Below are 18338 nucleotides of genomic sequence, written 5' to 3'. Positions count from 1 at the left end.
CTCCCTTCACTTATTTACAATAAACTATTACGTAACGTTAGAGTCAACTTGAATTTGAAACTTCTTCTATAGTGTCGTTAACATGTTATTATCCCGTAGTAAAGAAATAAAAATTTCTAGAGCCTTGGTCTGAAAAGGTGATTTGGTAACAATTGAAAATTGACGGGGAAGCGGTAATCCTTTTATATCAATTACTTTTAGGTCACCATGCTTTAACTCCTTTTGAATTGCCCACTGTGATAGTAAACTAATCCCCAATCCAGCTTCCACAGATTCTTTGATTGGTTGTGTACTACTGAAATGCATTAATTTAGCAGGTTCCAAATCAAACAGGCGAAACACTTTTTCCGTAGCTTCTCGTGTCCCAGATCCGTGCTCCCGCACAATCCACATTTCATTCTCCAAATCGGCTATTTCAACTGGTTCTTTTTTATTTAACAGTTGATGTTCAGGAGAAGCGACAATAACCATTGCATCTTCCGCAAATACTTCCTCTATTAATTGATTGTCAATAAAATGTCCTTCAACAATCCCTAAGTCCAGTTGATGATTTGCTACTAAGTCAGCAATTTTGGCCGTATTTCCAATCGTAACAGTTGGTTCGATATCCGGATAAATCCCCTGCATATTAGCAATGATCCCTGGTAGTACATACTCGCCGAATGTATAGCTGGCACCAATAGCAAGTGAACCCGTTGCTTTATTTGTCAAATCATCAACAAGATGTTGCATCTTCGTATAAAGACCTGAAATTTCTTTTGCATGATGATAAACAATCTCGCCCGCTTTATTTAAACGTACATACTTATTACTCCGTTCCAGTAACCTGGTTCCAATATTATCCTCAAAGGCGCGGATATACTGACTAACTGCCGGCTGGGTCATATGGTGTTCTTCTGCAGCCCGGGAAAAATTCTGCTTCTCCGCAACAGTTATAAATACCTGTAAGTGCTGATCCATCTAGATTCACCATCCACTTCATTTATATTACTCTCATTATACCATTTTACTTATCATCATCATCACAATAAATTATTTTTCTTATATAAGATAATCAATTATGCTAATATCAGGAGGTGTTCGGATGGAATCTCAACCATTACCACAAAAGGAAAGTCCACAACAAAATCCATTTGGGATTTGGATTGCTGGAATCGCATTTACTTTCTTTATCGCACTACTAGGCTTTTTATTAGCGATGGTGCCTGGATTTGATCATGTTGGACAATTGGCATGTGCCATTATTATCGCGGTTATTTATCGGCAAATTTTTGGATATCCGGAAGCACTACGCACAGGTATTACTTTTTCATCTAAAAAGTTACTGCGCTTGGCAATTATTCTATATGGACTAAAGCTTAATATTGATACTGTGTTTCATGATGGATTAGGGCTACTTGTACGTGATGCTTTTGTTATTGTCTTTGCGATTAGTTTAACGGTATGGCTGGCAAAAGTATTCAAAGCAGATAAAAACATTTCCCTATTACTGGGAGTAGGTACTGGCGTTTGTGGTGCCGCAGCAATAGCTGCAGTTGCGCCAATCGTAAAGGCGAAAGATGAAGACACAGCAATAGGAGTTGGCATTATCGCACTTATGGGAACCGTATTTGCCATTGGGTATACCATACTGCGGCCCATTTTACCTTTAATCCCGACAGATTATGGGATATGGTCAGGAATCAGTTTACATGAACTTGCCCATGTTGCTATCGCGGCTGCTCCCGCTGGCGAGGATGCATTAGCAATTGGTTTACTAGCAAAATTAGGGCGTGTGTTTTTACTCGTGCCACTTTGTTTTATCTTTATTTATTTCATGAAACGAAAAAGTAAAGGGGATCAGACACAAAATAAAGTGGAGTTCCCATGGTTTTTACTTGGGTTCATCCTATTAAGTGTTTTAGGTAGTTACGTATTTGGTCATTCCATCCCGGTTTCAGACAACGTGATGGAGGGTGTTTATACGATTACAACTTGGTTACTAACAGCTGCCATGGTTGGCCTTGGTCTTAATGTAAGCTTACAGGACTTACGAACAAGGGCATTGAAACCACTCATTGCGATGACGATAACATCTGTCTGCCTTTCAGTAGTTGCCTATTTCATTGTGTAAAAGTGTAAAAAGACGATTGTCTATCGTCAAAGTATCCTGACATAGACAATCGCCTTTTTAGCGTAATATTATTCTTCTTCCAAAAATTCTTCCAGCTGTTTTGGTTCTGCACGATACACGAATAATGACACGATCAATGCTACAATCGCAAACCCAAAAGCGATCAAATACACCAACTCAACACCCGCTACCATGGCCTGATTGACTGCCAGTGGATCAGTTGGATTGGGTACCTTTTCCAATACACTGCTTTGTCTTGCATTCATAATACTGATAAATGCAGAGACGCCAATCGCCCCGGCAACCGGCTGTAAGGTTGTCATAATCGCAGTACCATGCGGATACAGGTGCTTTGGCAATTGATTTAAACCGTTCGTTTCTGCCGGCATCATAATCGCGGAAACGGATATCATGAGTAGAATATAGCTGACAACAATGATCCAAAGTGGTGTATCCATATCTAATCGGGTCATCATAAACATCGTCCCACACAAAAGTGCTGTAGCAGGTATCATTAACCACCGTGGCCCGAATTTATCGAACAGTCCACCCATAACCGGTGACAGGAGTCCATTTAACAAGCTGCCTGGCAATAATACAATGCCAGCTGTTGCTGCTGCCAATGCGAGCGGCCCCTGCATATAAATAGGCAAAATAATTTCTGACGCAAACATCGCCATAATGATAATCACAAACATCACAACACCAAGTGTGTACATCGGGAATTTAAATACCCGTATATCTAAAAGCGGTTCCTCCAATTTTAATTGCCTGAAGGAAAATAGTACCAATGAAATAATCGCTACAATGATTGAAATATATACAACAGGGGCAAGGAATCCTGCCTCATTATTTCCAACTGAGCTGAAACCAAATACGATCCCACCGAATCCAATCGTTGAATAGACAATCGATAAAATGTCTATTTTAGGCTTTGTCACTTCTGATACATTAATGAGATACTTATTTGCAAAAATAATCGAGAATAGTGCAAACGGAATTACCGTAATAAACAGGTAACGCCAGCCCAAATGTTCGACAATAACACCAGATAATGTTGGTCCAATAGATGGCGCGAACATGATTACTAATCCAACAATCCCCATTACCGCACCCCTGCGACGTGGTGGAAATAGCAATAGAAATGTATTAAAAATAATAGGGATTAATAACCCGGTTCCAGCAGCTTGTAAGAAACGACCTGCCAATAATACCGGGAAAGTAGGCGCTGCTGCGCAAATAATTGTACCGATAGTAAAAGCAATCATCGTACCCATAAACATTTGTCTGGTTGTAAACCATTGCAATAACACAGCCGACATCGGGATAACAATCCCCATTACTAACATAAAGCCTGTCGCCATCCACTGCACTGTTGAGACGGAAATACTAAATTCCTTCATTAAAGTTGTCAGAGCAATGTTCAGTAATGTTTCGTTTAATATGGCAAAAAAAGCACCAATAATTAACGAAATCATGATCGGCATTACTTTACCATTAGGGTCGTCAGCTAAATACTCATATTTTTTATTATTTGTTACTTCTGTCATAAAATAAATCTCCTTTTATTGTTTAAAAAACTTTATTACACTTATACGTGTTTTCTATGAGTTATGCTTTCCTATTCGTGAAATAAAAAAACACAAATTCTAATTGTGTTGGAAGTAGTCGGAAAAAAACATGCGATTTTAACATTTCCTCGCATAAAAAAAGGAAGAGTCGTCTCCTCCCCCCTGCATTTTTATATTAGGTTTTTAAAATTAGGCAGAACAATCCCGAACACCCTACACAAGTAGAGCCTTTAAATGCTATTCAATTAGGCAAGCAAAGTGATGATTCGGAATCTGATGTGCTTCATTTTTAAAACCCTCCGTTCATAAAGAAGACTTGGTTAAGATGGAGTAAAACTCCATCTTAACCTTAGTCGCACTTATTTCGTAGTTTGGTGACACTTAACACCCACCTGAAAAGGTGGGTGTATTAGTAACGCCGCGAATATAAATAGTAGGCTAATATTAACACGTGCATTTCAGATTAGCAAGTGTTTTTTATTCGCCCATTCTCTATAATTCATTCCCAAATTACACCAAACACCCATATATTAAAGGGAAGACTTCAAAGAGGGAGGAATTAGTCGATGAATCCATACGAACAACCATCGTTTAATGATGATAGACAATTTGATTTACCAGGGTTTTTATGGGATCAATTTATCGGAAATCCAGGAAATAACAATCAACCATTTCCCGGACAATCACCAGGGTTTCCAGGACAGCCTGGTGGACCGTTTCCTGGCCAACCAGGGGGACAATTTCCCGGGCAGCCTGGAGGACAATTTCCGGGACCAGGCGGAGGAGGACAAACAGGTGGAGCTCCGACAACACCACCCCCTTCTTTCACACCGGCACAACCGCAATTTCAAACCTTTGCAGTAGACCCCGGTGCAATTAGGGGTTGTTTATTCCGTTTCACTTATATTTGGTTAAGAAGAGATGCATTTTGGTTTTTCCCAACGTTTGTTGGCAGAAATTCCGTTGCAGGTTTTAGGTGGTCCCGCAACAGATGGACCTATTTCGGTATTGACTTAGACCGTATTCAATCCTTCCAGTGTTTTTAGCATGTTTCGAACAACGACCGTCGATTAGGTACGATTTACTTTGCTGTTTTTGAGTGTACAATCATACGCTATCCCGCCTTCATAAAATACAATGAAGGAGGGGTAACGATGTATCAACTAGCTTGGTTGTATTTAGCTTGTATGCTAGCTGGATTCGGGTTGACCAATATTCCTGAAGTTGGCTTTATCAGTACAGGTGTAACCGACTTTTTTGCTGTTGTTGGAGCTTTGGCAATGATCGTGTTTGGCTTAGCGCTTCTATACCTTGGCGTGAAGGCGCTTTTTAATATGAAATTTAATTAGTACCTCCAAAAGAAGAGACCATCTCATGCATCGCTGGTCTCTTCTTTACTGTTAAATGATTACTCCCCCTTCCTGCAGACCTATAATTCCTCCTTTACTTTTGTATAAATCCATTTGTAAGCAGTACATATCTTATATTTTGTGATTCTCCTTGCATTGCTATCATCTATGTTCTTGCTGGTCAAGTACAATAAGTTAATTAGCATACTTACATGTTTAATCAAACTATTAAACATGTATTAAATCCATTTTTCAACGTTTACTAGTATCTTAGAAAAGTCACAGTATACACTCATGAAATTCTAATCTTGCTCACATGGAGGTCTCATGATCATTTTATATGATAGAAATCAAGGAGGTTGAAGAAATTGGCAATTGAAGTTTTTAAGCGAAAAGAGCAAAAATATCTCATCACCCAACAACAATATGAAGCACTAATCGAACAGATATCTCCTTATATGCGCCCGGATAAATTTGGGATTGACGGGAGATATACGGTAACCAGTTTATACTTCGACAATGATGATCACGAAATTTACTTTGAAACGAAAAACAAATTAAAGTATCGGCAAAAATTACGCTTACGTGTTTATAACGATACAAACATGGACGGTACCGCCTTTTTCGAAGTGAAACAAAAGCACGAAAAAGTGGTGAATAAACGAAGGATGCTGCTACCACTTAAAGAGGCATACAGGTATCTGGCCTATTCAGATGAAATTCCATTAGAAGAATATGAAACATCGAATACGCAAGTACTACGTGAAATTCATTATTTCCGGACGCTGTATGCATTAAAGCCGGAAATGATTGTCAGCTATGATAGGCATGCATTACACGGGGTCTATGATCCGGATTTACGCATCACATTTGATTCCAATCTTCGATGTCGTAATGAAGACCTTTATCTTGAAAATGGCGCCTACGGAGAAAACTTTATTGATCCGAATTTAATTGTTCTAGAAGTGAAGGTAAGTGATAGTGTACCACTTTGGTTGGTACGCATATTACAAGACTTAAACTGTGAACAAAAAAGTGCATCCAAATTTTGCACCAGTATGGAATTATTAAAACAGGAAGCATTGCCAAATGGCATTGAAACGGAAAAAATAGTTATGGGAGGAATGTAACATGGATTTTTTAGATCAATTATTTAATACAAATGTAGAAACTGGATCATCTATTTATATGAGTTTATTGGCAATGGTGATTGCAACCATTCTCAGTTTGGTTATAACCAAGGTATATCAGATCACCTTTACTGGTGAACGGTATTCACAAGCTTTCGTCCATACGATCGTGATGATGAGTGTGATCATATCTGTGGTTATGAATGTGGTTAGTGGCAATGCTGGTGTTGCTTTTGGTTTGTTTGCTGTATTTTCTTTAATTCGTTTTCGTAGTGCTGTAACGAATGCCAAGGATATCGCTTATATCTTCTTTGGACTTTGTGTCGGAATGACTGCAGGATTGTACCAGTTTGATTTAGCAATTGTGCTTACTCTGTTTTCCAGTCTTATCTTTTACTTATTATATAAATTTGAATATGGAAAACGAAAAGAAGGTCAGATTTTGAAAGTAACCATCCCTGAAAATCTAAACCATGAAAATTTATTAGATGATATACTAGCGGAATTTACCATATCCAATAAACTGCGTAAAGTAGAAACAACGAATTTAGGTACCATGATATTATATACGTACGCTATTTCCTGTAAAAAGGATACAAAAGATAAAGTTCTACTCGATCGTATACGTGAAAGAAATGCTAATTTGAAAGTTTCCTTAACCTATTTGGAAGAAGAAGAATAACAGACGAATAACGGGGACAGTCCCTCACCACTTTAACGCGTTAGCGTGGTGAGGGACTGTCCCCGTAACTTTTTTATTGCTCATCATTATATTTCGATTTTCTTGGGTTTCTTCCTGACCTTACCCAAATCAGCCTTTGATCAAGTGCCATCTTTTTCGCTATTTTCGGAGCGATCCATAATGGTGGCAGCAATAGCAATGAAACGGGAACAGCAGTAATTACGATCGAGTTTTGAATGGCCGTAATACTATCTTCACCGATTGTAAGTATCATTGCTGTTGTTGTACCAAATATAACAGCCCAGAAGACACGCAACCAACGTTTTGGATGGTCATTACCTGTTAACGTAACTGCTAAAGTGTATGCCATCGTATCTGTTGTTGTTGCGACGAAAATAATCGAAACAAGCAAGAATGCAAGTGCCATAACTACACTGAATGGTAGCTGATTCATGATGGCCATTACTGCTGCAGGCATTCCGGCTTCATTTAAAGCGTTAGAGATAGAACCCGGATTTTCAATTTCGAAAAACACACCCGTTCCGCCAACAATAGAGAACCAGAAGTTACTCACAAGCGGCGCAACAATCGATACAGCTAAAACTAATTCTCTAATGGTTCTTCCACGGGATATCCGACTAATAAATATAATCAGCATTGGACCGTAACCAATGAACCAGCCCCAGAAGAAAATGGTCCACCCTCCAAGCCATTCACTATCACCACGAAATAAACTCATTTGGAAAAAGTTTTGCAGGTAATGCCCTGTTCCTCCAATAAACGCATCGAGGATAAACATAGTCGGCCCGATGACGAGCATAACAATGGCCAACACAATTGTTAGTCCCACATTAAAACGGCTTAAATGGAGAATTCCTCTGTCTACACCCGTTGCCGCTGAAATACCGGCAATGATCACAAGGATAACCACGATAAAAATAGCCGATGTTACTGTATTAGGCAAACCAAACAAATCATTTAATCCATAAGAAACTTGTAATCCTAGGAAACCGAGTGGACCTAATGTTCCAGCCACCGTTGCAATGATAGAAAAGCTATCAGCAGCTGTACCCAGCACGCTTCCCTTATATATTTTTTCGCCAAAGATTGGAAATAGTAATGCCCTTGGCCGCATTGGGTAGCCTTTCGTATAATGTACATACATCATCACGATCGTAGCTAAAGTCCCCAGTATTGCCCAGGCCGTAAAGCCCCAGTGCATAAATGCATACGCAAATGCGCCTGGTATATTATTAAACTCACCGCCACCAAATACAGGCGGGGTATTCATAAAATGATACATTGGTTCAGCAGCAGCCCAGAACACACCACCACTTGCAAGCAATGTCGTTAAGATCATCGCAACCCATTTGTAATAACTATACTTGGGTTTATCCTGATTTCCCAAGCGAACTTTTCCATATTTTGAACATGCCAAGTATATTCCGATGACAAAGTTACCAAGTAATAGTAACTGCCAATATGCACCAAAAACATCCGCGGACAGGTTAAATAGTTTTGTTATTCCATTTCCCACCATTGTACTATCGATAAAGGATAGGATAATAAATAATATTAAGAATCCTGCACTTATCGAAAACACTGTCCAATCTAATCTGTTATCTTTTTTTGACTTCACGCTTCTCCCCCTAAGTTATAGAAGCAAGTGTCCATAATATAACGCTTTTTCATTAAAGACCGTTGGATGGAAGGAATTATCACATCATACTAAAGTCGCTTGTTCACAACCATGATGAAGAACCACCGGCTTGCCCAATTTTTACACATTTTTTAATTATAGGCATAAACTCGTTATTCGTCAAATTTTTCTGGAAGATTTATGATAGTATTTTACTGTTTTCACTAAAATTATGCATCCGTTTTTAAGCGACGAAAAAAAGCATGGCAAAGCTATCTGCCACACTTTTCTCTTTAATCATTAATTATTTTGTCCACCGTTTCTTCTACTTCAGAACGTGACATTTTTTCTCTGCCTTCTTTTAATGCTTTCAAGGTCCTTTTAGATAACGCCAAAGGGATACGACAAAATAAAAGGATATTTTTCGTATGGATGTCTTTTATGTATTCATCTGCTTTTTCTAAATTCTTTTCTGCATAGGCAAACAAGTCGTCTTTATTCCAATTATCAGGGAGGAATTGCACGCCACGATCGGCATCTTCATCTTGATTTCTAAGCATATTGACGGCTTGCAGTCCTCTACCATATGCAATGGCGAGGTCACGATTTGTTTCTGTGTTATCATACCACTTCCATATATCGGATAACATGACACCAACTAAACCAGCCACGTAATAGGTATAATCATCCAAGTCTGCTTCGGTTTTTATCTGGAAATCCTTTTCAACCCATTCAGCCATCCCTGCTGCCATAATGCTAGTTGATTCCTGCACTTTCCCTACTATCTCCTTAGGGCAAAATGCAATCCAGTCCGCTAAACGTAAACTCACTTCCGGCAGTTGCGATTTATATGGTTTCACTAATTCCTGGTATGCCACACCATCAAATGGGACTTTCAAAAGCTCGCTGGTGGAACGAAGCAGCTGCTGTTTTAATTTTGGATCCAATGTTTCATGATCCTCGATTTCATCGATTGCTCGCATGCATAAATAAGCTGAACCTACCGTTCTTTTCAATTCAGGCTTTAATAGTTTAATCGGAATATAGAAAGTTCTGCTTGTATCTTTAAGCATTTGCATGGCTTCTTTTTGTAATTTTGCTTGGTTACTCAACGATTTTCCTCCTTTAAACGTGAGGTATGTTTATTATACCAAAAATAGAAAGATATTTCTCTGAATATGTAACTTGAACGAATTTTCAACCTTAAACCTATTTCTTTTCCCTTGATTTCATTAACATTTATCTTTTACCATATAGCGAGTTTTATGAAATGGTGTTTTCTACTTGTGTTTATAAGTAATAATAACTACTATGATATAGTGGTACATCTACACGAGAGGAAGTAATGATTCATGGACAAGCGCGTTTATTTACTAACGATCGTTTCTTTCGTTGTGGGAATGGTCGAATTAATTATAGGCGGGATACTAGATCTCGTCGCAACAGATTTAGGGGTTAGTCTTGGTAAAGCCGGATTTTTAATTACAATTTTTTCACTTGTTTTTGCTATTGCTGGACCTATTTTACTTGTAATGACAGCTAAAATTGAACGAAAAAGATTAACACTGTTCTTCTTACTCATATTTTCTCTGGGAAATCTTATAGCAGTGATCAGTCCTTCCTATAGCATCCTATTTATTGGTCGAATCATCTCTGCCGCAAGCGGATCCTTACTTATCGTTTTATGTTTAACGATGGCTACCAATATTGTGGCAAAGAGATATCGTGCCCGCGCCATCGGAATTGTCGTTATGGGGGTTAGTGGATCCATTGTACTCGGGCTTCCGATCGGATTAATCTTAGGGAACGCTTTCGGCTGGAGAGCACCCTTTGTCATGATTACAATTTTAACATTAATTTCTATGACCGGTGTCTATTTCTTCATGGGAAAAGTGGCGCCGAAACCTGCAATTCCAATAGGAAAACAGTTGGCAACATTAAAAAGCCGCAAAATCTTTTTTGCTCAATTGACAACCTTTTTATTCCTTGCTGGTCACTTAACGATATATGCTTACTTAACACCGTTTTTAAAAACAACGATGGGTATGACAGGCACATGGATAAGTATGGCCTACTTAATATTTGGGGTAGCTGCCGTAGCTGGCGGAGGGATTGGCGGTGTACTCTCTGATCGTATCGGACCGAGAAAGACAATTATATCTGTCATTATTGTCTTCGGATTAATACTTTTCGCCATTCCATATTCCACTTTTTCTGTGCCTGTATTCTTAGTTATACTAACTATTTGGGGTATGTTAAGCTGGTCGATTACACCTGCAATGCAGAGCTATCTAATTGAGGCGTCCCCTGAGACATCCGATATTCAGCAAAGCCTGAATAACTCAGCACTTCATTTTGGCATTGCATTCGGTTCGTTCCTTGGCGGAATTGCGATCGAACATATATCAGTGGAGCACAATGCCACAATCGGAGGAATGTTCCTTATCTTAGCACTAGTTGCCGCTGCAGTTTCCATGGCGAAGTCCCGGGAAAAGGTCATGGCATAAATGCACACCCAATTGTGGTTAAAAATGCCGGATAATGCTCAAATTAAACGTAATATGATATAATTGTCCTAAATGCACGATTTCATTTACAATAGTAATTATAGATCAGACTAAAGGAGTTGTTTTTCAGTGACAATAGAAAATAATACTTCACTTCCACCGAAAACATGTACGATTGAGAAGCTGGTTACCATCCCTGCAGATATTGATAAAGTAGTTGACGGACAAAAAACAGCAACTCGCCGCAATGGGATCTATGCAGATATTGGAGAAGTGATGAAGCTAAAAGATAAACAGTTTATCGTTGAACGTATATATCAGCAAAAACTCGGTGAAGTTACAGAATCAGATGCCCGTCAGGAAGGTTATCAGAGCCTGGAAGCATACAAACAATCGATTTTATCCATGCATCCCGGCATGAAATGGGTACCGAATATGAAAGTATGGGTGCACGAATATGCACCTGCAAAATAATAGATTCTTAGAACCACCAGAGACCAAAAGCGAACCTGCAATATAAGCCGGTTCGCTTTTTCGTTCATTCCATATTATAATTTGCCAAGATCTATCATCTCCACCACATCATCAATAGCAAAATCTTTTCCATTCAGTATATCCTTTTTTGTTTGTTCGATTTTTTGTCTGATTTCCGGATCACATTCACCCGCTACATTTTTTAATGTTTCCGCTTCCTCAATTAGGGATAAATAATATCGTTTGCCATCCATCTCAATCACATCATCTTTTTCATGCATGATATCCTTGATCAATTTGGCTTCATTGTCTTTTAGTTTTCGCAAAACAAATATAGCCTCCTATTACCTATTTTAAATCTATACTATAGTACTACGGACTTATATCCATTTTTATGATGGTTTAAACCTTTTATCTCATATTAAGTCAATCAAAACGCTCTTTTCATATAGCTTATTGTATTTAGACCGCGGCACGAATACACTTCGCGCACCTTAGGATGATCCGTGAGACTCCTGCGGATAAACAAGCTAGGCAAGAACCCCGCAAGCGAGAAACAAGCTGAGAGGGCTTGGCACTATACCTCTTAGGAAAGTGATCTTATTTCCTCTGCGACATGATTAAGACAAAATAGCAACAAAAAACAGCCAAACGAAAAGACACGAACAACATTGCCCGTGTCTCTTTGTTTTAATATAGAATTGTTTCCCGTAATGATCAAGAAACAGTGAATTGAAGGTTGCTATTTACTTACGGTTACAGGCAGTACAAGATTAGATGCAAATTCCCCACCGTGATAAATCATTTCAAAGGCAACTTTCCCTTTTGACGCTGTCTTGGTTGTCTTGCCATTATTTAAGTTTATATCGTAGCGTGGCGCGTTACTTGCTGTGATCTCCACACGCAAAGCATGGCCAGCCTTAAAGCGATAAGCAGTATGATTTACATCAACCTTCACACAAAACGGTTTGTCGTCTTCAACCGATTCACGGTGAAATGTATCAACAACATTGTAGACTCGATTATTTGGCTCAACATCAGATACGCGTATAAAGATATCCGCTAACGGTGTCTTTGAAGCAACCCAAATGTTCGCACTAATGGTTCCGAGTATATCCAGATCCGCTTCAAGTGGCGCGCTCGTGTATACAAGCACATCTTCGCGGTCCTGAATATCTCCTTGTTCAAACATACCTGATTCCTGTCCTGCAACAAGTACGTTTCCACCGTGTGTCGGCACCGGATTTTCCGGATCAAGTTTCAATTGACTAACCGTAGATGAAGAATCTGGCTCCCGAACAAGCTGCCCATCACCGTGCCGTGTTTGTGATGCTCCTTTACTTCCAAGAAACCATTTTTCCTTTGTTACAGCAGGAGGCCATTCCTCAAAACTCTCCCATTTACTTTGTCCGGCTAAATAAAGGTGGACAGGCTTGTCTATATTCAAAGGCCTGTCTTTAAGCCACTTATCAAACCATTTAATATGAAGCGCAGTTGGATCTTCAACACGATCCACACCAATATTGAAAGCTCCATTCTCAAAAAATTTATCCCCTGCTCGTCCACTCATTTCTTCATGTGTCCATGGGCCTATCCAGAGCATACTTGGACCCTTGTAGGTATGGTACGCTTTAAGTGTTGGTTGCAATAGACCATCGAACCAGCCCCCCATAAAGAGTGCAGGAATTTCAGTAGACTTAAGTTTTTTGCTTAAACTCATACGTTCGAGATATCCCGATTCAACCTGCTCGTTCATCACATCAAAAAAGAACGATTCAGGGTCAAGTTCCTTCATCGGTAGCCAAGTATTTGCTGGTTTATCATGCAGCCACTGTGGTAACGCAGCAATATAGTCTTTCGCCTTTTCTATGTTTGCACTTCCCTGACGTTCCAACTGGTCGGGAATTACTGACGCAAGTGTCCATGTCATGAAATTGCCAATATCGTTTACACCACTGCCATCACTTAACATGTCTTTCCAAGGCTCAGCCATCGTCATAACTGGGGCAATAGCTTTCAGGGATGGTGGCGCCTCAGCCGCAGCTGCCAGCTGGGTGTAGCCATGATAAGACATACCGAATAGACCAACCTTGCCATTCGCATAAGGAAGCCCTGCAGCCCACTCTACGGACTCATAACCATCCCGACCTTCATGGATGAATGGATAGAACTCACCTTCCGATGCATAACGACCGCGAACGTCCTGCAAAATAACGACGTAACCAGCCTGTACCATACGTGGCACATCTAAATATTCGTCATAATAGCGCGGTGTCTTTTTATCATACGGCAAGCGGATCATAAGCACTGGATAGCACTGATCACGATCAGGACGATACACGTCCGCCCGAAGTATCGTACCATCGGATAGTGTACACTCTATATCCTTTTCAACAATTAACGCCATTTTGTTATCCATTATATCTCCCCTTATTTTTACAGGATATCAGTTTAGGAAGCCTTGATCGGGTGCAGTTTACGCTCAACCCATCCCATGAGTAAATCAGCAATAATAGCCATAAGCGCTGTCGGTATAGCACCAGCAAGAATAATGGCAGTTCCGTCCGTCGCGTTTGTACCCGTAATAATAATCGAACCAAGACCACCAGCACCTACAAATGCACCAATAGCCGCAATTCCTATACCAACAACAAGCGCAGTTCTTAGGCCCGCCATGATTACACTAATCGCGAGCGGTAGTTCCACCATACGTAAAAGTTGAAAACGAGTCATACCTGAAGCGTGACCCGCCTCAATGATTGTTTTATCTACCGCCTTCATACCGACATACGTATTTTGTGTAATTGGCAGAATGGAGTAGAGCATTAATGTAACCACGACTGTGTTCGTTCCAAGCCCCATCACAATCATTAAAACAGCCATTGCTCCGAGCGCAGGAATTGTTTGAATAATACTCCCAAGCGAAAGTACCCAGTTACTTAATTTAGCATATTTCGAAATAAGTACGCCAAGTGGTATGGAGATAATCGCGGCGAAAAACACACCATAAGCTGCCATTAGAAAATGGCGGTAAAACTGTACCCAGATGTAGCTACCATTTTGCGAAACATATGTCACCAGTTGTTCCCACGTTTCCATTATTTCCCCTCCTCGCTTGCTTCAAAGTAATTATTTTCTTCCAGAAATGCTTTTGCAACTTTTTCAGCACTCTGAAGTTTAGCGTCTGCCAAATAGTTCATTTCCTGCATTTTCTCTGTTGAAATCGTTCCAGCAAGCTTTTCGAGAATATTTTCTATTTCCGGATGTTCCTTCAGAACCTCATTATTAATAACAGGTGACGCATCATATGGTGGGAAGAACTTTTTATCATCTTCGAGAACTTTCAAATCAAACTCCTTAATACGACCATCTGATGAGTAGGCTAGCACAACATCCATGTGCCCACTCGCGTTCGCCTGATACACAAGTCCAATATTCATTGGATAAATATTTCCAAAGGGAAAATACATTTCTGTAAATCCATCATAACCATCGCCTTTTCGGTTAACCCATGCATTATCTACACCGAATTTCAGGTCTTTGGCGTACGGTTCCAGATCAGAAATTGTTTCAATCCCATTCTCCTCAGCGAATGCTTCTGTTACAGCAACTGAATAGCTGTTTTCAAAGCCATACGAATTTGCCCATGTTTGGTCAAATTGCTTTGGAAATTCCCGCTGAACGATCTCCATTGCTTCTTCGGGATCTGTAACAGGGTCCATCCCAAGCGCACCAGACAGGTCTGTTCCGGTATATCGTGTCGATGTAATATCAAGATCGCCCCTTACCATGCCTTGATGCTGCACAATAGAAGAACCAAGATCTGTCACCAATTGGGTATTCAAGTCCGTATCGCGCTCAATCATAAGCGATAATATTTCCCCAATGATTTCCGATTCTGAAGTCCCCAATGTGCCGATTCGAATCGTATTCTTTGAAGCCCCCGATAAACCTGGTAAAGCACACCCAGAGATAACAAGAAGGGAAGAAGCGATTATCAAGCTTGCGATTATTTTTTTCATCCGATTTGCCACCTCCATGTTTAGTTTGTTTGAATCTCTTTCCAGCCTTTGGGTTTAAACTTATTTTCTACAATAGACAGTATTTGACCAGCTAGTAATGCTAATATTGTTGCTGGCACCGTTCCAGCTACGATAAGAGATGGTTCGTATAAATTTAAACCATCGAAGATAAAGTCACCTAACCCGCCGCCACCAACAAAGGCAGCAAGTGTTGCCCAACCAATTAAATAAACGGTTGCCAAACGGATACCGGCCATAATAACGGGAAGTGCCAGCGGTAACTCAATTTTTATAATGGATTCCACATTAGTCATACCCATTCCTTTTCCAGCCTCAAGAATATTACCATCTACACCTTTAACTCCTGTGTACGTATTTCTTAAAATCGGTAATACGGAATAAAAGAATAAAGCTATGATGGCCGGGAATTTCCCAATACCCAGCAAGGGGATGAAAAACGCGAGAATAGCCAAACTTGGAATTGTCTGTAGAATACCAATGAAGGAAATAAAACTATCTGCCACTTTTGGTATACGAGTTAAAAGTACCCCTAATGGAACAGCCACTAAAATACCTAGCAATATAGCAATTGCAGAAATATAAATATGTTCTCCTGTTTTATATAGTAAGTCCGATCCGTGTGTTGAGAAAAATTCAATCATGTCATGCACCTCCTATTCTATTGTTGAACTGGTTTTTCTAGTTCCAGACCATCGCCCCAAATGGTGTCATATACGATGTCAGCTAAGGACGCCCTAGTCACAATTCCTACAACACGATGCGACTTATCTACTACTGGTACATACATAGCACTACGACGTAAAATTTTGTGTACCGTATCACGCAGCAAACTATCTTCGAAAACTGGGGAAATATTACTTTCCATCACTTCATATACACTTGCATTACTTTTGGAATTTAAGTTAATTATCTCAACATCAATATAACCTTTTAGTACATTTTCTGAATCAACTACAAGCAGTGAATCGACACGTCTTTCACGCATTTTAGCTATCGCTGCCCTCATGGTATCGCCAACGTCTATTTTCGCCGGAGAACGCAACATGATTTGGCCAACGGTTGTAACGTCTGGTCGCCCTTGAATTAAGCGATCTTTCCCCAGAAATTGCTCTACAAACTCATTAGCAGGATTGCGCAAGATTTCTTCAGGACTGTCAGCTTGTACAATCTCACCATCACGCATAATCACTACTTTATCTGCCAGCTTTAGTGCCTCATCCATATCATGTGTAACAAACACAATCGTTTTATGGAGTTCTTTCTGAAGCTTTTTAAATTCCTCTTGCAGGGAATCCCTTGTGATTGGATCAAGTGCTCCAAATGGCTCATCCATTAAAATAAGGGGAGGGTCTGCTGCAAGCGCACGCAAAACACCTATCCGTTGCTGCTGACCACCACTTAGTTCATGTGGGTATTTTTCTAAATAGTCCTCCGACATATTTACTAATTTGATTAATTCTTTAGCCCGCTTATCTTTACGATCTTCCGACCATTTTAAAAGTGTCCCAACAAGCACAATATTTTCTTTAATCGTCATGTGGGGCATTAGACCAATCTGTTGAATCACATAGCCAATCGACCGACGCAATTCAACAGGGTCTTGCTTCTTAATGTCCTTACCATTTACTAAAATGGAGCCTTCGCTCGAGTCAATCAATCGGTTGACCATTTTCATTGTAGTTGTTTTCCCACAACCACTTGGACCAATAAAACAGACAAACTCTCCTTTATCTATTTTAAGATTCAAGCCTTTAACAGCGGCTTTTTCATCATTATAACGTTTTGTAACTTGTTTAAACTCTAACAATTTGAGAGCACCTCCGTATCAAATTTCGAACTTTTACTAGTATAACCATAATGAACCAAAAGGAAAAACAGCATATAATCCATATAGTCTTTAAAATCCATACAGTTTTTATTGTATAGAGTGTATATAATCCTTATTCTTAGTCTTCCTCCCATTTCCTCTCTATATGACATAACTGTCGCTTTTTCATTTTCTATTTTAAAATGATAGTATTGACGTATAACGTATAGATGGTGGGGAATTTATGAATAAAAAATCAGAACAGATCGTTCTTGAAAAACTGCAACAAGCTGAAGATCAAATCTCTGACCGAATTGCTGATAATATGGATACGTTTGGTGTTTCTTCAACGGTTGGGAGACTACTCGGTATCATCTATCTAAACCGTGCACCAATGACACTTGATGAACTTGCGGAGAAAACAGGGATGAGTAAAACAAGAATGAGCCAAGTAATGCGGCAGATGATGGCGCTTAATATTGCTGATAAAACGTTTGTTAAAGGAAGTCGTAAAGAGTATTACAGTGTCGAAAACAATTATGTCCAAACATTTATTTCACTCTTTACGACAAACTGGAATGAAGTCGTTAGTAAGAATTCCCAGCTGGCAAGGCGTCTCCAGGAAAACATTGCCCAAATTGAACAATCCCAAAATGAGCGCCCCTCTAAAAAAATAGTGGAGAAAACGCAGGAGCTAAAACAGGAATTAGATGAATGGATTATCTATTATGACTGGATACGCAGGCTAGTGGATTTCTTTGAAAGCGGAGAGATCCTTAATCATGTTCCAGTATACCCAAATGATGAAAAAAGCGGACCCAAGGAGTAATGCTACCCAGTAAAGTGAAACTTCATTCAGCGGGAGTATTCTTTTCTCCCACTGAATGTTAGTTGAACCAATCGGGCTTGTGCGGGCAGTTATCCCCCACATAAAATTTTCGGTGTCCCTCTATTTTTGAGGTGGGGATTTTACTGCCCGCCAAACTGCGATAAATTTAGCGTGCCCAAGGATTTTTATAGCTT

General features: G+C 39.7%; 18 protein-coding genes. 8 read left to right on the top strand and 10 right to left on the bottom strand.

What is annotated here, in order from left to right:
* Positions 1 to 66: 66 nt before the first annotated feature.
* The gene (locus JOC34_RS09875; protein ID WP_205136590.1) at positions 67 to 960 is read right to left on the bottom strand and encodes a LysR family transcriptional regulator; all 894 of its coding nucleotides are present in this window, start codon (positions 958 to 960) and stop codon (positions 67 to 69) included.
* Positions 961 to 1084: 124 nt separating this feature from the next.
* On the opposite strand from JOC34_RS09875, the gene JOC34_RS09870 reads away from it, so the two are divergent.
* A complete protein-coding gene (locus tag JOC34_RS09870) occupies positions 1085 to 2113 on the top strand; it encodes a YeiH family protein (RefSeq protein WP_205136589.1) in 1029 nt (342 codons plus the stop codon).
* 68 nt (positions 2114 to 2181) lie between these two features.
* Here the strand turns inward: JOC34_RS09870 and JOC34_RS09865 are convergent, their stop codons facing one another.
* A complete protein-coding gene (locus JOC34_RS09865) occupies positions 2182 to 3663 on the bottom strand; it encodes an MDR family MFS transporter (RefSeq protein ID WP_205136588.1) in 1482 nt (493 codons plus the stop codon).
* A gap of 587 nt (positions 3664 to 4250) precedes the next feature.
* Between JOC34_RS09865 and JOC34_RS09860 the strand changes: the two genes are divergently transcribed.
* The 4 genes from JOC34_RS09860 to JOC34_RS09845 all read left to right on the top strand — a co-directional run bounded on the left by JOC34_RS09860 (position 4251) and on the right by JOC34_RS09845 (position 6845).
* On the top strand, positions 4251 to 4730 hold the full coding sequence (locus JOC34_RS09860) for a hypothetical protein (RefSeq protein ID WP_205136587.1): 480 nt from the start codon (positions 4251 to 4253) through the stop codon (positions 4728 to 4730).
* Positions 4731 to 4838: 108 nt separating this feature from the next.
* Positions 4839 to 5033: a hypothetical protein gene (locus JOC34_RS09855; protein WP_205136586.1), complete on the top strand. Its 195-nt coding sequence runs from the start codon at positions 4839 to 4841 to the stop codon at positions 5031 to 5033.
* A gap of 368 nt (positions 5034 to 5401) precedes the next feature.
* Positions 5402 to 6163 (top strand): polyphosphate polymerase domain-containing protein, encoded by a 762-nt coding sequence (locus JOC34_RS09850; protein WP_205136585.1) that lies wholly within the window; start codon positions 5402 to 5404, stop codon positions 6161 to 6163.
* 1 nt (position 6164) lies between these two features.
* Positions 6165 to 6845 (top strand): DUF4956 domain-containing protein, encoded by a 681-nt coding sequence (locus JOC34_RS09845; protein WP_205136584.1) that lies wholly within the window; start codon positions 6165 to 6167, stop codon positions 6843 to 6845.
* 73 nt (positions 6846 to 6918) lie between these two features.
* Here the strand turns inward: JOC34_RS09845 and JOC34_RS09840 are convergent, their stop codons facing one another.
* Both JOC34_RS09840 and JOC34_RS09835 read right to left on the bottom strand, forming a co-directional pair.
* The gene (locus JOC34_RS09840) at positions 6919 to 8484 is read right to left on the bottom strand and encodes a BCCT family transporter (protein WP_205136583.1); all 1566 of its coding nucleotides are present in this window, start codon (positions 8482 to 8484) and stop codon (positions 6919 to 6921) included.
* 293 nt (positions 8485 to 8777) lie between these two features.
* On the bottom strand, positions 8778 to 9596 hold the full coding sequence (locus tag JOC34_RS09835) for a squalene/phytoene synthase family protein (protein WP_205136582.1): 819 nt from the start codon (positions 9594 to 9596) through the stop codon (positions 8778 to 8780).
* A gap of 240 nt (positions 9597 to 9836) precedes the next feature.
* Here JOC34_RS09835 and JOC34_RS09830 point away from each other — a divergent pair, with 240 nt between their 5' ends.
* Together JOC34_RS09830 and JOC34_RS09825 are read left to right on the top strand one after the other, a co-directional pair.
* Positions 9837 to 10991: an MFS transporter gene (locus tag JOC34_RS09830; protein WP_205136581.1), complete on the top strand. Its 1155-nt coding sequence runs from the start codon at positions 9837 to 9839 to the stop codon at positions 10989 to 10991.
* Between the two features lie 129 nt (positions 10992 to 11120).
* Positions 11121 to 11465: an ASCH domain-containing protein gene (locus tag JOC34_RS09825; RefSeq protein ID WP_205136580.1), complete on the top strand. Its 345-nt coding sequence runs from the start codon at positions 11121 to 11123 to the stop codon at positions 11463 to 11465.
* Positions 11466 to 11539: 74 nt separating this feature from the next.
* Here JOC34_RS09825 and JOC34_RS09820 read toward each other — a convergent pair whose 3' ends face one another.
* From JOC34_RS09820 to JOC34_RS09795, 6 genes are all read right to left on the bottom strand, one after another.
* Positions 11540 to 11791, bottom strand: a complete 252-nt coding sequence (locus tag JOC34_RS09820; protein WP_205136579.1) for a hypothetical protein — start codon at positions 11789 to 11791, stop codon at positions 11540 to 11542.
* Positions 11792 to 12207: 416 nt separating this feature from the next.
* Positions 12208 to 13884: a CocE/NonD family hydrolase gene (locus JOC34_RS09815; protein WP_205136578.1), complete on the bottom strand. Its 1677-nt coding sequence runs from the start codon at positions 13882 to 13884 to the stop codon at positions 12208 to 12210.
* 32 nt (positions 13885 to 13916) lie between these two features.
* On the bottom strand, positions 13917 to 14564 hold the full coding sequence (locus JOC34_RS09810) for an ABC transporter permease (RefSeq protein ID WP_205136577.1): 648 nt from the start codon (positions 14562 to 14564) through the stop codon (positions 13917 to 13919).
* Complete coding sequence (locus JOC34_RS09805; RefSeq protein ID WP_205136576.1) at positions 14564 to 15487, bottom strand: osmoprotectant ABC transporter substrate-binding protein; 924 nt, start codon at positions 15485 to 15487, stop codon at positions 14564 to 14566. Before JOC34_RS09805 ends, JOC34_RS09810 begins: the two co-directional genes overlap by 1 nt.
* Before the next feature lie 20 nt (positions 15488 to 15507).
* Entirely contained in the window at positions 15508 to 16158 is a 651-nt protein-coding gene (locus tag JOC34_RS09800; protein WP_205136575.1) for an ABC transporter permease subunit, read from the bottom strand.
* A gap of 8 nt (positions 16159 to 16166) precedes the next feature.
* A complete protein-coding gene (locus JOC34_RS09795) occupies positions 16167 to 17315 on the bottom strand; it encodes a betaine/proline/choline family ABC transporter ATP-binding protein (RefSeq protein WP_205136574.1) in 1149 nt (382 codons plus the stop codon).
* A gap of 244 nt (positions 17316 to 17559) precedes the next feature.
* Between JOC34_RS09795 and JOC34_RS09790 the strand changes: the two genes are divergently transcribed.
* On the top strand, positions 17560 to 18144 hold the full coding sequence (locus JOC34_RS09790) for a GbsR/MarR family transcriptional regulator (RefSeq protein WP_205136573.1): 585 nt from the start codon (positions 17560 to 17562) through the stop codon (positions 18142 to 18144).
* The last annotated feature ends 194 nt before the right edge of the window (positions 18145 to 18338 follow it).

It is taken from the genome of Virgibacillus halotolerans (genome assembly GCF_016908515.1).
GTDB lineage: Bacteria > Bacillota > Bacilli > Bacillales > Amphibacillaceae > Virgibacillus_M > Virgibacillus_M halotolerans.
The sequence above is the reverse complement of the archived record's forward strand: the minus strand, read 5'-3'. Positions and strand labels throughout refer to the sequence as shown.